The organism is Caulobacter sp. GW821-FHT11E11, from assembly GCF_058808315.1.
In genome coordinates, this window is the sequence record NZ_JBXARO010000001.1 from 94,601 (window position 1) to 109,305 (window position 14,705).

At 66.8% G+C, this 14,705-nt stretch carries 12 protein-coding genes and 1 tRNA gene; 3 read left to right on the plus strand and 10 right to left on the minus strand.

What is annotated here, in order from left to right:
- Nucleotides 1–8: 8 nt before the first annotated feature.
- The 8 genes from hpf to AC1RR5_RS00485 all read right to left on the minus strand — a co-directional run bounded on the left by hpf (nt 9) and on the right by AC1RR5_RS00485 (nt 5,949).
- Nucleotides 9–641, minus strand: a complete 633-nt coding sequence (hpf, locus tag AC1RR5_RS00450) for a ribosome hibernation-promoting factor, HPF/YfiA family (protein WP_492816406.1) — start codon at nt 639–641, stop codon at nt 9–11.
- A gap of 63 nt (nt 642–704) precedes the next feature.
- Complete coding sequence (locus AC1RR5_RS00455) at nt 705–1,319, minus strand: exopolysaccharide biosynthesis protein (RefSeq protein WP_492919141.1); 615 nt, start codon at nt 1,317–1,319, stop codon at nt 705–707.
- A gap of 37 nt (nt 1,320–1,356) precedes the next feature.
- On the minus strand, nt 1,357–2,847 hold the full coding sequence (rpoN, locus tag AC1RR5_RS00460) for an RNA polymerase factor sigma-54 (RefSeq protein WP_492919142.1): 1,491 nt from the start codon (nt 2,845–2,847) through the stop codon (nt 1,357–1,359).
- Between the two features lie 220 nt (nt 2,848–3,067).
- The gene (gene lptB / locus AC1RR5_RS00465) at nt 3,068–3,826 is read right to left on the minus strand and encodes an LPS export ABC transporter ATP-binding protein (protein WP_492084050.1); all 759 of its coding nucleotides are present in this window, start codon (nt 3,824–3,826) and stop codon (nt 3,068–3,070) included.
- 9 nt (nt 3,827–3,835) lie between these two features.
- A complete protein-coding gene (locus AC1RR5_RS00470) occupies nt 3,836–4,396 on the minus strand; it encodes an LptA/OstA family protein (protein ID WP_492919143.1) in 561 nt (186 codons plus the stop codon).
- A gap of 62 nt (nt 4,397–4,458) precedes the next feature.
- Nucleotides 4,459–5,118, minus strand: a complete 660-nt coding sequence (gene lptC, locus AC1RR5_RS00475; RefSeq protein WP_492919784.1) for an LPS export ABC transporter periplasmic protein LptC — start codon at nt 5,116–5,118, stop codon at nt 4,459–4,461.
- On the minus strand, nt 5,085–5,702 hold the full coding sequence (locus tag AC1RR5_RS00480; protein WP_492919144.1) for a ribonuclease D: 618 nt from the start codon (nt 5,700–5,702) through the stop codon (nt 5,085–5,087). The genes lptC and AC1RR5_RS00480 overlap by 34 nt, the downstream gene beginning before the upstream one ends.
- A gap of 160 nt (nt 5,703–5,862) precedes the next feature.
- Nucleotides 5,863–5,949: transfer RNA gene (locus AC1RR5_RS00485), tRNA-Leu, on the minus strand.
- A gap of 166 nt (nt 5,950–6,115) precedes the next feature.
- Here AC1RR5_RS00485 and AC1RR5_RS00490 point away from each other — a divergent pair.
- Nucleotides 6,116–7,081, plus strand: a complete 966-nt coding sequence (locus AC1RR5_RS00490; RefSeq protein WP_492919785.1) for a complex I NDUFA9 subunit family protein — start codon at nt 6,116–6,118, stop codon at nt 7,079–7,081.
- Nucleotides 7,082–7,169: 88 nt separating this feature from the next.
- Here the strand turns inward: AC1RR5_RS00490 and AC1RR5_RS00495 are convergent, their stop codons facing one another.
- Entirely contained in the window at nt 7,170–7,973 is an 804-nt protein-coding gene (locus tag AC1RR5_RS00495) for an undecaprenyl-diphosphate phosphatase (protein WP_492919145.1), read from the minus strand.
- A gap of 228 nt (nt 7,974–8,201) precedes the next feature.
- On the opposite strand from AC1RR5_RS00495, the gene AC1RR5_RS00500 reads away from it, so the two are divergent.
- Entirely contained in the window at nt 8,202–9,650 is a 1,449-nt protein-coding gene (locus AC1RR5_RS00500; protein WP_492919146.1) for an NAD(P)-dependent oxidoreductase, read from the plus strand.
- Nucleotides 9,651–9,668: 18 nt separating this feature from the next.
- Nucleotides 9,669–14,192, plus strand: a complete 4,524-nt coding sequence (gene gltB, locus AC1RR5_RS00505) for a glutamate synthase large subunit (protein WP_492919147.1) — start codon at nt 9,669–9,671, stop codon at nt 14,190–14,192.
- Here the strand turns inward: gltB and AC1RR5_RS00510 are convergent.
- The gene (locus AC1RR5_RS00510) at nt 14,189–14,620 is read right to left on the minus strand and encodes a PaaI family thioesterase (protein WP_492919148.1); all 432 of its coding nucleotides are present in this window, start codon (nt 14,618–14,620) and stop codon (nt 14,189–14,191) included. The genes gltB and AC1RR5_RS00510 overlap by 4 nt on opposite strands.
- Nucleotides 14,621–14,705: the final 85 nt, after the last annotated feature.

A 14,705-nucleotide genomic window follows, 5' to 3' on the forward strand; every position in this document is an offset into this window, starting at 1 on the left:
GGACCTGGTTAGCTCGCGGTAGACCCGTGCCCGTTCAGCGACTTCGTGCGTTCGGGGTCGATCCAGCCGATATTCCCGTCTGGACGCCGATAGACCACGGACAATCCGCCGTGGGCGGCGTTCCTAAACACGATTGCCGGGTACGCGGTCAAGTCCAGTTCCATGACAGCCATGGAAACGGTCATTGTCTTCACCGCGGCCTGGGTCTCCGCGATGACCATCGCCGCGGGCGCGCCCGTCGGGTGGTCAGCCTCCACGTCCCAGTCGTGCTCTTCGTGCTCTTCGACCTCGGGGGCCTTAAGGACGAACATCGCGGCGTTCTCGACCTGCTTGGCCGTGGCCGCCTCGGAGTGGCTCTTCAGCCGTCTCTTGTAACGCCTGATGCGCGTGTCGATCTTGGACAGGGCAGAGTCGAACGCCGCGTGTGCGTCGCCTCCCGATCCATGACTGATGAGCTGCTGGCCCGAAGCCAATTTTACCGAGCAATCGACACGGAAGGCGTAGCCCTCCTTGCTGACCACGACCTCGGCGTTACCACCTCGATCGAAGTATTTCCCAATGCTCAGGGCGATTTCGTCGGAGACTCGCACTCGCAGAGCCTCACCAACGTCGACATGCTTGCCGGAGACTTGGACTTGCATCTGACTACAACGCGCCTGTCGCAGGCGGGTGTCAAGCGGCGCCTTAAAGACCTGTGGACGACCTCAGACGAGACCTGAAAAGACGCTCAGGAGCTTGCGCACGGCCATCACGACAACGTGCGCGCTGACAAACAGCAGAGCCCCGCTGCCCAACGCCATCAGGTAGCCCAACAGCGCCAGAATGCCGTCCCTTTGCAGCAGAGCCAGGGCCAAGACGGCGACCGTCGCGCCGGGCGCCAGATTGCCCAAGGGGATGGGCAGGACGAGCACAAGGGCCAGCAAGGTGCAGACCACGCCGATGGCCCGCTCGCCCAGAGGTGCGAACATCGGTCGCAGGCGCGGACGGGTGATCAGCTCCATGCTGCGGACGATCGGACCCAGGCGCTTGAACAAGCCGCGCAGGTCGGCGCGCTTCAGGGGCTTCTCGGTCAGGCCGCGCGGCAGCCAGGGCGTCTCGGCCCCCATGGCGATCTGCGGGGCCAGGAACAGGATCGGCAGGGACAGGATCGTCGAGGAGCCCGGCGGCAACGGCAGGCAGTTCAGCAGGCCGAAGACCAGCAGCATGGCCCCGAAGGCGCGGCTTTCGAACGCCTCCAGCATCTGACCGACCGTGAGCGTGGGACGAGCATCCTCGCCAAAGCCCTCGATGACGTCCGCCAGACTCTTTTCGTGCATCACAACTGTTCCCACCGCCATCAAACGCGAGATGGGAGCGTTAGACCGCTTCCTTCATCTGACGACGGCGCTCGACCGACGACGGGATCCGCATGGCTTCACGGTACTTGGCCACGGTCCGGCGGGCGATGTCGACCCCGGCGGCCTTGAGAATTTCCACGATGGCGTCGTCGGAGTGGACATCGGCCTCCGTCTTCTCGGCGTCGACCAGGCCCTTGATCTTGTGACGGACGCTGGCGGCCGAGTGGGCCTCGCCGCCTTCCGACGACTGGATGGCCGAGGTGAAGAAGAATTTCAGCTCGAACACGCCGCGCGGCGTGGCGATGTATTTGTTCGAGGTGACGCGGCTGACCGTGCTCTCGTGCATGCCGATGGCGTCGGCGACGGTCTTCAGGTTCAGCGGGCGCAGATGCTCGACGCCGAAGGCCAGGAAGCCGTCCTGCTGGCGGACGATCTCGCTGGAGACCTTCAGGATGGTCTTGGCGCGCTGGTCCAGGCTCTTCACCAGCCAGTTGGCCGTGGCCATGCAGTCCGAGACGAAGGTCTTTTCCTGATCGGTGCGCGCGCCCTTGGAAATGCGGGCGTGATAGCGCTGGTCGACCAGCACGCGCGGCAGGGTGTCGGTGTTCAGCTCGACATGCCACATGCCGCCCAGGCCCTCGCGGACCATGACGTCGGGCACCAGGGTCTCGGCCGGCTCGCTGTGATAGGCCGCGCCCGGACGCGGGTTCAGCGACCGGATCTCGGCGACCATCTCGCGCAGGTCTTCGTCGTCCACGCCGCAGATGCGGCGCAAGCTGGCCATGTCGCGCTTGGCCAGGAGCTCGAGATTGTCGAGCATGGCGGCCATGCAGGGGTCGTAACGGTTGACGTCCTTCAGCTGCAGCGCCAGGCACTCGCGCACGTCGCGGGCGAAGACGCCGACGGGTTCGAAGCCCTGCAAGGTGGTCAGGACCTCCTCGACCATCTCCAGCTTGCAGCCGAGGCGGGCGGCCAGCTCGATGACGTCCAGGCGCAGGTAGCCGCCCTCGTCGACGGCGTCGATCAGGATCTCGGCGATGGCGTTGCGAGCCGGCGACAGGGCCGCCTGGACCAGTTGCGAGCGCAGGTGGGCCGAGAGGGTCGGGACATCGGTCAGGGCGCTCTCATAGCCCTCGTCGCCTTCGAACGAGCCGCCGCCGGCCCGCGACCAGTCGATCTGGCCGCCGGCGTGCTCGGCTTCGGCGCCATCACCGGTGGCGCGCTCGCCGGGCGAGACGTCTTCGTGCGGCGTATCCATCTCGCGGCCGGCCGTCGTATCGGCCACGGCGTCGAGCTGGGTCAGGCTCGCGTCGCGTTCGATCTCGACCTCTTTGGCCGGTTCGGACTCGCCCTCATCGCGTTGCAGAAGCGGGTTACGCTCCAGCTCCTGCTCGACGAAAGCGTCGAGCTCGATGTTCGACAGTTGCAGAAGCTTGATCGCCTGCTGCAGCTGCGGGGTGATGACGAGGCCCTGACCCTGACGGATCTCTAGGCGGTGGCTGAGCGCCAATGCGCCCTCCTGACAAATCGAAAAACTTCGATCGCCATTGAAGGGCCTGTTTGGTTAACGGGTCGCCAACGCCTGCAATATCCGGGCCGGTGCGACGTTCCGTCCCGGAAAATATCGTGCCAGGCGCTTTAGCCCTTACAGGACAAGGACTTGATCCGGGTGCGGAGGGGTGACGCAGGCTAATTTTGCCCACCCCTGCGCCAATTAATCCCCGAGGCCCTTAATCACCAAGACGGGGCTCGCTGAAGCTGTCGCCCAGATAGACACGCTTAACTTCCGGGTTGTCGACAATCTCCCGAGGAGATCCTTCGAACAGAACTTCACCGGCGTGGATGATCGAGGCGCGGTCGATGATGTCCAGCGTCTCGCGCACGTTGTGGTCGGTGATCAGGATGCCGATGCCGCGGCTCTTGAGGTAGCCGATCACGTCGCGGATGTCGGCGATGGCCAGCGGGTCGATGCCGGCGAAGGGCTCGTCCAGCAGCATGAAGGACGGCTCGGACGCCAGGGCGCGGGCGATTTCCACGCGACGACGCTCACCGCCCGACAGGGCGACGGCCGGCGACTTGCGGATGTGGGTGATGCGCAGCTCTTCCAGGATGCTGGTGACCTGCTCGCGCGCCTTGCGCGGGTCCTTCTGGCGCATCTCGACCACGGCCATGACGTTCTGCTCGACCGTCATGCCCCGGAAGATCGAGGCTTCCTGCGGCAGATAACCGACGCCGAGGCGAGCCCGCTGGAACATCGGCTGGGCGGTGATGTTCTCGCCGTCTAGATAGATCGCGCCGTAATCGGCGGCGATCAGGCCGGTGACCATGTAGAAGCAGGTCGTCTTGCCGGCGCCGTTGGGACCCAAGAGGCCCGCGACTTCGCCGCGCTTGAGGCGCAGGGAGACGTTCTTGACGACCGGACGGTCGCCGAACGACTTGCCCACGGAATCGACGAACAGGCCGTCCATGTCATTGGAGGTCAGGGTCATGAACGGATCCTAGCGCGGGGCGGCGGGCGTTTCAGCCGCGGCCGGCGCGGTCTTGTTCTCGTCCTGATAGAAGACCGCCCGCACGCGCTTGGGCGCGGCCCGGCCCGTGCTGTTGGATTCCAGCTTGGCGTCGTTGGTCTTGGTGTTGACCGTCAGGCGGTCGCCGCGCGCCACGTCCTTGCCCTTGACCAGCACCACGTCGCCCGTGACGACGGCGATGTTGTTGTCGAAGGTGTAGACGGCGCGATCGCCGCGAGCCTGCTGCTGGTCGCTGACCAGGTAGACGCTGCCCTCGGCTTCCATGCGCTGGGCGTTGCCGCAGCCATTGGCGTTGTCGGCCGTGGCCTTGCGAGCGCTGTACACCGTCACCTGCCGGGCCCGCAGGCGCGAGCGGTTCTGCAGGATCTCCACGTTGCCGCGGAAGATCGTGATGCACTTGCTGTTGATCGTCTCCTGCTGATCAGCGGACACGTCGATCGGCGCGCTCGAGTCGCCCGTCTGGGCGTAGGCGCCGCCGGCCGCACTGGCCAGGATCAACGCGGTCGCCGCCGCAGCCGTCCATCGCTTCATCAGAACCATGTCCTCATCCGTCGCGGTTCGCGTCACGAGCGAACCTGCGCCATTGATTGTCTTTACTGCCGTTCGAACCGCGCGCGAACCCCGCCCCGGAAAACGATGCGATCGCCCTTGTCATATACGGAGTAGGCGCTGGATTGCACCTGTCCGCTGGGACCTTCGCCGTTCATCGTGGTTTCGCCCGTCACGTCGCCCGTCTGGGTATTCACGAAAGCGCCTTCCGACGCGAACCGATAACCGGCCCCGTCGTCCATCCGGACATCGTCCTTCAGGGCCAGGCTGAAGTCGTCCTGGCGGTAGACGCCGTGCTTGGCGGTCATCCGCGTGGGCGTCGGCGAGCCGAGGTCCAGGGTCAGGGCCGGATCGTCCAGGATGATCCGGCGCGGATCCTTGTCGTCGCGAACCGCCGAGCGCGCGGTGATCATGAAGCTGCGCCCCTCGGTCGACTGACCGTAGAAGCGCGGCGTGATCAGGCGGATCTCGGTCTTGGCCTCGGTCGGCGGGTGGGTGGCGGCCATGTAGGTGCGCCAGCCGACCTGCGTGGCCACGATCAGGACCAGCCCCGCGATCGCGATCGGCAAAACGATGCGCGCGGCCAGCACCCGGCGCGAACGACGGCGCCAGCGCGCGAGGTCGGCGCTCATCGTTCGTTCGGAAATGACCGCGGCGGAGTGCATGGGGCTTATGCGTGGGCGAAGATGTCCATCTCCTCCCAGCCGGCCAGGTCCAGCGAGGCGCGGTGGGGAAGATAGTCGAAGGCGGCCTGGGCGTGGGCCATGCGGCCTTCACGTTCCAGCATGATGTTCAGCTTGTCGCGCAGGGCGTGCAGATGCAGCACGTCCGAGGCGGCGTAGGCGACCTGGTCGGCGCTCAGCGAAGGCGCGCCCCAGTCCGACGATTGCTGGACCTTGGACAGCTCCACGCCCAGCAGCTCGCGCGACACGTCCTTCAGGCCGTGGCGGTCCGTATAGGTCCGGGCCAGCTTCGAGGCGATCTTGGTGCAGTAGACGGGCGCGGTCACGACTCCCAGATGGAGCTCGAACATGGCGATATCAAAGCGGCCGAAGTGAAAAAGCTTCAGGACGGCCGGGTCGGTCAGCAACGCCTTCAGGTTCGGACAGTCGTAGGTCGCGCGATTCAGGCGCACCACATGGGCGTCGCCGTCGCCCGACGACAGCTGGACCACGCACAGCGGGTCACGACCCAGGCGCAGGCCCATGGTCTCCGAATCGATCGCAATGACGGTCGCACCGGCGAAGACGCCGTCGGGCAGATCGCCCTCGTGAACAAAATTGGCCAAGTCTCAGAAATCTCCGGCGAAGATTCGGGTGCGTCCGCGCGAACGCGACGAACCACGCGCTCGATAGAAGCGCGTGACACTTATACTCACGATGAACGGTATATCTATCTGTTGGGAAGTTTGGCGCCACCCCCGCTTCAAAAGAAGCTCAGTTAAGGGGTGGTGCCCAGGAGAGGACTCGAACCTCCACGACCTTTCGGTCACTGGCACCTGAAGCCAGCGCGTCTACCAATTCCGCCACCTGGGCCCGCTGCGCAACCGGGTAGGTCGCTGCGAGGCCGGGACGTTTAGGGAAAGCTTCTGACGCCGTCAACAGGCAAAAACGACAAATCGTGATTTCGTTGCGAACAGGGCCGTGGTCGTCTAATTCCCCCTTATCGCGGTGGGGTCACCGCAGGCGACGAGGAATGAAGATGCAAGGTCTGGTCACGGTGTTCGGCGGCTCCGGTTTCGTGGGCGGCCAGGTCGTGCGGGCGCTCGCCAAGGCGGGCCATCGCGTTCGGGTGGCCGTGCGCCAGCCCAACCTCGCCTACAAGATGCGGATGCTGGGCGATGTCGGCCAGATCGAAGTGGTCCAGGCCAATGTCCGCAACCCCGCTTCCGTGGCTCGCGCGCTGGACGGCGCCGAGGGCTGCGTGAACCTGGTGGGTGTGCTCTGGGAGAGCGGCCGCCAGAAATTCCAGTCGCTGCACGTGATGGCCGCCCAGAGCGTGGCCCAGGCCGCCGCCAAGGCCGGCGTCAAACACCTCGTGCACGTCAGCGCCCTGGGCGCCAACGCCGACAGCGAGTCGAAATACTTCCGCACCAAGGGCGAAGGCGAAGCCGCGGTCCGCGCCGCCTTCCCGGGCGCGACCATCGTGCGTCCGTCGCTGATCTTCGGTGTCGACGACAAGTTCTTCAACAAGTTCGCCCAGATCGCGGCCCTGTCGCCGATCATGCCGCTGGTCGGCGGCGACACCCGCATGCAGCCGGTCTTCGTGACCGACGTGGCCGCCGCGGTCGCCAAGGCCGTCGCCAGCCCGGCCGCCGTCGGTGTGACCTACGAGCTGGGCGGCCCGACCGTCTACACGATGCGCGAGATCCTGCAGCTTGTGCTGACCGAGACCGGTCGCGCCCGCCCGCTGGCCCCGCTCCCCTGGCCGATCGCCTCGCTGATCGGCTCGCTGGGCGACCTGCAGGCCTCGGTGATCCCGTGGGCCCCGCCGCTGACCACCGACCAGGTCGAGATGCTGAAGACCGACAACGTCGCCGAACACGGCCTGCCGGGCCTGGCCGAGCTCGGCGTGGTCGGCACGGCCGTCGAGGCCGTGGTCCCGACCTACCTCTACCGCTACCGCAAGGGCGGCCAGTACGCCGAGACGCCGGCGGGCGCTTTCTAGGGCTTCACAGCCCGCCGAAACGAAGAAGGGCGGACGCCGCGAGGCGCCCGCCCTTTTTATTTTTCGGCTTTCTCGCCGCTGGCTCGACCTAGTGGTGCAGGTACAGCACCGCCAAGCCGCCGATGCCGACGACGATCCGCCACCAGGCGAACGGCGCGAAGCCGCGCTTGCCGATGAAGTCCAGCATGTACTTCACGACCACCAGGCCCGACAGGAACGAGACCAGGAAGCCGACGCCGACGATGCCGACATGGCCGGCGTCCAGGGCGTCGCGGTTCTTGTAGACGTCCAGCGCGAAGGCCCCGACCATGATCGGGATGGCCATGAAGAAGCTGAACTCGGCCGCCGCCCGGCGCTCGATGCCGAACAGCATGGAGCCGACGATGGTTGAACCCGAGCGCGAGACGCCGGGGATCAGCGACAGGCACTGGAACAGGCCGACGATCAGCACCTTGTGCAGCGGCAGGTTCATGGCGTCGTGATCGACGGCCGGCGGGGCCTTTCTGTCGATGAACAGCAGGATCACCCCGCCGATCAGCAGCGACCAGCAGATGATCAGCGGGCTCTCGAACAGGAATTTCTTGATCACGTCGTGCAGGAACAGGCCGGCGACGAAGGCCGGGATCACCGCGACGATGACGCTGAGCGCGAAGCGCCGCGCCTCCGGCTTGGTCGGCAGGCCGATCAGCACGCCCCACAGCTTCTGGAAGTACAGGGCCACCACCGCCAGGATCGCGCCCAGCTGGATCAGCACGATGAAGGTGTCCCAGCTGGGATCCTTCAGCCCCATCGCCTCCTTGGCCAGCAGAAGATGGCCCGTGGACGAGACGGGAATGAACTCCGTCAGCCCCTCGACCAGACCCAGAATGATGGCGCTCAACCAGTCAGGCATTTTTCCGCTCCAAACCCGCTCCTGGCGTGCGCCCGACACGGTAAATAGGTCGTAAATCCACAAAGTGGACTATTTTGATACCCTCTTGCGAGTCGATCTCAAAGGCCACGCTCGAAACAGGGATATATAGGTCTACAATTTTGACCAACACATTCTTCTTGCCCCGAAGAGTCCGTAATAGGCCGGCCTGAGCAATTTTTCTCCTTTGGGAGAGACGGGGAAAGTCGCATGGCCGAGCGCATGCTGAAATTCACGACGGTGGCCCGCAAGACGCCTGAAAAGCGTGCGGCCGCCGAGCGTTCGGGCGACTTCCACGAGATCTACGCCGACTTCATCGACGCCAAGGCCAACGAGCAGGCCTCGCGTTGTTCGCAGTGCGGCGTGCCCTTCTGCCAGACCCACTGCCCGCTGCACAACAACATCCCCGACTGGCTGCGGATGACGGCCGAGGGCCGCCTGGAAGAAGCCTACGCCCTGTCGCAGGCGACCAATTCCATGCCGGAAGTCTGCGGCAGGATCTGCCCCCAGGATCGCCTGTGCGAAGGCAACTGCGTTATCGAGCAATCAGGTCACGGCACTGTGACGATCGGCTCGGTCGAACGCTACCTGACCGACAAGGCTTGGGAAAACGGCTGGGTGAAACCCCTCTTCGCCGGTCCGGCCCGTGGCCAGTCGGTCGGCGTGGTCGGTGCGGGTCCCGCCGGCCTGGCCGCCGCCGAGAAGCTGCGTGAAGCCGGCTACGACGTCACCGTCTATGACCGCCACGACCGCGCCGGCGGTTTGCTGATCTACGGCATCCCCGGCTTCAAGCTGGAAAAGGACGTCGTCGAGCGTCGCACCCAGCGCCTGGCCGACGGCGGCGTCGACTTCAAGCTCGGTTTCGAAGTCGGCAAGGACGCCACCCTGGAAGACCTGCGCGCCAAGCACGACGCGGTGCTGATCGCCGTCGGCGTCTATGCCGCGCGCGACCTGACCGTTCCGGGCGGCGGCAGCAAAGGCGTGGTGCCCGCGCTGGACTACCTGATCGCCTCCAACCGCCAGGACCTGGGCGACACTGTCGCGGAAATCGAGTCGGGCGAGCTGAACGCCGAGGGCAAGGACGTGGTCGTGGTCGGCGGCGGCGACACCGCCATGGACTGCGTGCGCACCGCCATCCGCCAGGGCGCCAGCTCGGTGACCTGCCTCTATCGCCGCGACAAGGCCAACATGCCCGGCTCGATGCGCGAAGTGGCCAACGCCGAGGAAGAAGGCGTCACCTTCGAATGGCTGGCCGCCCCGCGCGCCCTTTCCGGCGAAGCGGAAGCCGTCACCGGCGTGCGCGCCATCCGCATGCGCCTGGGCGCCCCGGACGCCTCGGGTCGTCAGAGCCCCGACGAGATCCCCGGCGGCGACTTCGACCGTCCGGCCCAGCTGGTGGTCAAGGCCCTGGGGTTCGAGCCCGAGAACCTGCCGCAGGACTGGTCGGCGCCGGACCTGAAGGTCACCCGCTGGGGCACGGTCAAGGCCGACGTCCGCAACCAGATGACCAATCTGGACGGCGTGTTCGCCGCCGGCGACATCGTGCGCGGCGCTTCGCTGGTGGTCTGGGCGATCAAGGACGGCCGTGACGCCGCCGACGCCATCCACCGTTACCTGCAGGCCAAGGTCGGCGCGCCCGCGCTGATCGCGGCGGAATAAGAGAGAGGATCTAGAACCATGAGCGAGATGGACCTCTATCTGAAGAACCGCCAGGCGCTGATCGACGGTCACGCCTATGACCCGACCACCGAGCGCGACGCTTGCGGCGTCGGCCTGGTCTGCGCCATCGACGGCAAGCCACGCCGCGAAGTCGTCGAACTGGCGATCAAGGCCCTGAAGGCTCTCTGGCACCGGGGCGCGGTCGACGCCGACGGCAAGACCGGCGACGGCGCCGGCGTGCTGGTCAGCGTTCCGCAGGACTTCTTCATCGACCAGGTGCGTCGCACCGGCCACGCCCTGCGCTCGGGCCCGATCGCCGTCGGCCAGATCTTCCTGCCGCGCACCGACCTGGGCGCCCAGGAGACCTGCCGCACGATCGTGGAGGCCGAAGCCCTCCGGTTCGGGTTCTACATCTATGGCTGGCGCCAGGTGCCGGTCGACACCTCGGTGATCGGGGAGAAGGCCAACGCCACCCGTCCGGAAATCGAGCAGATCATGCTGGCCCCGGCGGCCGGCCTGGAAGGCGAGGCGCTGGAGCGCGCCCTGTTCCTGTGCCGCAAGCGCATCGAAAAGCGCGTCCACGGCCAGAACATCACCGACTTCTATATCTGCTCGCTGTCGGCCAAGTCGCTGATCTACAAGGGCATGTTCCTCGCCGAGGCGATCGACGAGTTCTATCCCGACCTGAAGGACGAGCGCTTCACCGCCGCCGTGGCGATCTTCCACCAGCGCTACTCGACCAACACCTTCCCGCAGTGGCGCCTGGCCCAGCCCTTCCGGATGCTCGCCCACAACGGCGAGATCAACACGATCAAGGGCAACATCAACTGGATGAAGTCCCACGAGATCAAGATGGCCGCCCAGGCCTTCGGCGAGTTCGGGGACGACGTGAAGCCGGTGATCCAGCCAGGCGCTTCGGACAGCGCCAACCTGGACAACACCTTCGAGGTGCTGGTGCGCGCCGGCCGTGACGCGCCGATGGCCAAGGCCCTGCTGGTGCCGGAAGCCGCCAATCCGAAGATGAAGGAGTCGCACAAGGCGCTCTATTCGTACTGCAACGCCGTGATGGAGCCGTGGGACGGTCCGGCCGCCCTGTGCGCCACCGACGGCCGCTGGGTCGTGGCCGGCAAGGACCGCTCGGGCCTGCGTCCGCTGCGCGTGGCCTATACCGACGACGGCCTGGTGATCATGGGCTCGGAAGCGGGCATGTGCGGCGTCGAGGAAGCCCGCATCACCCGCAAGCTGGCCATCGCGCCGGGCCGCATGCTGGCCATCGATCTGGCCGAAGGCCGCCTGTACGGCGAAGACGAGATCATCGACGAACTGGCCGGCCGCCATCCCTACACGGACTGGCTGGGCAACATGGTCGATCTCGAGACCGAGATCGGCCCGGGCCCCGAGCCGCGCAAGTACGCCCGTGAAGAGCTGACCCGCCGCCAGGCCGCCGCCGGCTATTCGCTGGAAGACCTGGAGATGATCCTCGCCCCCATGGTCGAGGACGGCAAGGAAGCCGTCGGCTCGATGGGCGACGACACCCCGCTGGCGGTGCTGTCGGAGAAGTATCGTCCGCTCAGCCACTACTTCCGCCAGAACTTCAGCCAGGTGACCAACCCGCCGATCGACCCCCTGCGGGAGACCGGCGTCATGAGCCTGAAGACCCGCTTCAAGAACCTGGGCAACATCCTGGCCCAGGACGCGGCCCAGGCGGACGTCTACGTGCTGGAAAGCCCCGTGCTGACCACTGGCATGTACGAGCGCATCCACGGCCTGCTGGGCGAGAAGAACGTCGCGGTCATCGACTGCACCATGCCCCTGCCGGCCGAGGAAGCCCGGGCCGGCGACGCCCTGCGCGCCAACCTCGACCGCATCCGCGCCGAGGCCGAGGACGCCGTGCTGCGCGGCTGCGGGGCCATCGTCCTGACCGACGAGGCTTCGGCCGAAGACCGCGTCGGCCTGCCGATGATCCTGGCCACCGGCGGCGTCCACGCCCACCTGGTCGCCAAGGGCCTGCGCTCGTACGTCTCGATCGTGGTTCGTTCGGCCGAGTGCCTGGACACCCACTATTTCGCAGTGCTGGTCGGCGTCGGGGCCACGGCGGTCAACGCCTATCTGGCCCAGGAAAGCTTCCAGGATCGCCTGGAGCGCGGCCTGCTGGGCGACAAGTCGCTGCGCGACACCTGCATCAACTTCAAGACGGCCATCGAGGGCGGCCTGCTGAAGATCATCTCCAAGATGGGCATCAGCGTCATCTCCTCGTACCGCGGCGGCTACAACTTCGAAGCCGTCGGCCTGTCGCGCGCCATGGCCGCCGAATTCTTCCCCGGCATGCCCTCGCGCATCTCGGGCATCGGCCTGGCCGGCATCGAGAGCAAGACGGTCGAGCTGCACCGCAAGGCCTGGAGCCTGAACGCCATCACCCTGCCCGTCGGCGGCCTGTACAAGTCGCGCCGCTCGGGCGAGGCCCACGCCTTCGAGGCTCGCCTGATGCACACGCTGCAAAGCGCCTGCGACACCGGCGACTACGAGCTCTATCGCCGCTGGTCCAACGGCCTGCGCACCCAGAAGCCGATCCAGCTGCGCGACCTACTGGACTGGCGCTCGGACCGCAACCCGATCGCCACGGACGAGGTCGAGAGCGTCAACGAGATCCGCAAGCGCTTCGTCACGCCCGGCATGAGCCTGGGGGCCCTCGGCCCAGAGGCCCACGGCGCCCTGAACATCGCCATGAACCGCATCGGGGCCAAGTCGGTCTCGGGCGAAGGCGGCGAGGACAGCGCGCGCTACAAGCCGCTGCCCAACGGCGACAACCCTAACAGCGCCATCAAGCAGGTGGCCTCGGGCCGGTTCGGCGTCACCGCCGAATATCTGAACCAGTGCGTCGAGCTGGAGATCAAGGTCGCCCAGGGCGCCAAGCCCGGCGAGGGCGGCCAGCTGCCCGGCTTCAAGGTCACCGAGATGATCGCCCGCCTGCGTCACGCGACGCCCGGCGTGATGCTGATCAGCCCGCCGCCGCACCACGACATCTACTCGATCGAGGACCTGGCCCAGCTCATCTATGACCTGAAGCAGATCAACCCGGTCGCGCGCGTCACGGTGAAGCTGGTCGCGGCGACCGGCATCGGCGCCATCGCCGCCGGCGTTGCGAAAGCGAAGGCCGACGTGATCCTGGTCGCAGGCGGCGTCGGCGGCACGGGCGCCTCGCCCCAGACCTCGGTCAAGTATGCCGGCGGTCCTTGGGAGATGGGCCTGTCGGAAGCCAACCAGGTGCTGACCCTGAACAACCTGCGCCACTCCGTCGTCCTGCGGGCCGACGGCGGCATGCGCACGGGCCGCGACATCGTCATCGCCGCCATGATGGGCGCCGAGGAATTCGGCATCGGCACCGCCTCGCTGGTGGCCATGGGCTGCATCATGGTGCGCCAGTGCCACTCCAACACCTGCCCCGTGGGCGTCTGCACCCAGGACGAGGCCCTGCGCGCCAAGTTCACCGGCACGCCGGACAAGGTCATCAACCTCTTCACCTTCGTGGCTGAGGAAGTGCGGGAGATCCTGGCGGGCCTGGGCTTCAAGAGCCTGCAGGAAATCGTCGGCCGCACCGACCTGCTCGCGCAGGTCAGCCGCGGCGGCGAGCACCTGGACGACCTCGACCTGAACCCGCTGCTGGTCCGCGCCGATCCGGGCGCGAACAAGCCGTACAACACGGTCGTCGGCCGCAACGCGGTGCCGGACACGCTGGACGCCCAGATCGTCCGCGACGCCGCCCCGCTGTTGGAACGCGGCGAGAAGATGCAGCTGACCTACACGGTCCGCAGCACCGCCCGCACCATCGGCACCCGCACGTCCAGCCACATCGTCCGCAAGTTCGGCATGAAGGGCCTGCCCGCCGGCCACCTGACCGTCCAGCTCAAGGGCTCGGCCGGCCAGAGCCTGGGCGCCTTCGCGGTCCAGGGCCTGCGCATCGAACTGACCGGCGAGGCCAACGACTATGTCGGCAAGGGCCTGTCGGGCGCGACCATCGTGATCAAGCCGGCGCGGGGCCTCGCGGCTCCGGAGACCAACGCCCTGATCGGCAACACCGTGCTGTTCGGCGCCACCTCGGGCCGGCTGTTCGCGGCGGGCCAGGCGGGTGAGCGCTTCGCGGTCCGCAACTCGGGCGCCACCACGGTGGTCGAGGGCTGCGGCGCCAACGGCTGCGAATATATGACCGGCGGCCAGGTGGTGATCCTGGGCCCGACAGGCGGCAACTTCGGCGCGGGCATGACCGGCGGCATGGCCTTCGTGCTCGACCAGCACGATCGCTTCGAGGACAACATCAACCCCGACAGCATCGTCGTGCAGCGCCTGGCCTCGCCCTATTGGGAAGGCGTGCTGCGCTCGCTGATCGCCGAGCACGCCCGCGAGACGGACTCGGTGTTCGCGGCGACCCTGCTGCGGGATTGGGATCGCGTGCGGGATCAGTTCTGGCAGGTCTGCCCGAAGGAAATGATCAGCCGCCTGCCCCAGCCGCTCGCGGCCGAGGAAGCGGTGCACGAACGGGCCTAGGCCGCGGCCTTAGCCTCGAGCAGCTTGAAGGTTGCACGGGCGCGCGCGACGGGGACCCCGTCCGCGCGCACCGTCGCCTCGGCGAAACAGATCGACCGGCCCAGCTTGACGAAGTCGGTGTCGAACTCGAGCCATTGGCCCAGTTTCGCCGTGCCCAGATAGTCGAGCGTCAAGGACACGGTGACGAGCCCGCCGGCCGGCTGGCGCGCCGCCGCCAGGTTGACGCCCAGCGACAGCCCCATGGCGTTGTCGGCCAGCGCCGCCAGGAAGCCGCCGTGCGGCATGCTCCGCGAATTGCAGTGCGCCTCGCGGATCCGCGTCGCCAGCACAAGCCGGTCGTTGGCCTTGCGGGCATAGAGCGGCTCCCACGGGTCGGTCACCGGGCTTTTGCGGACATGCGGTTCGAAGCCTTCAGGAATCTCGTCCATGGTCGCCTCGCGAAGATTCAAACGATCGTTTTAATCTAGCAGCGTTCACCCTCTTGCGCGAGCGGTCATGAACCTGCGCTATGAC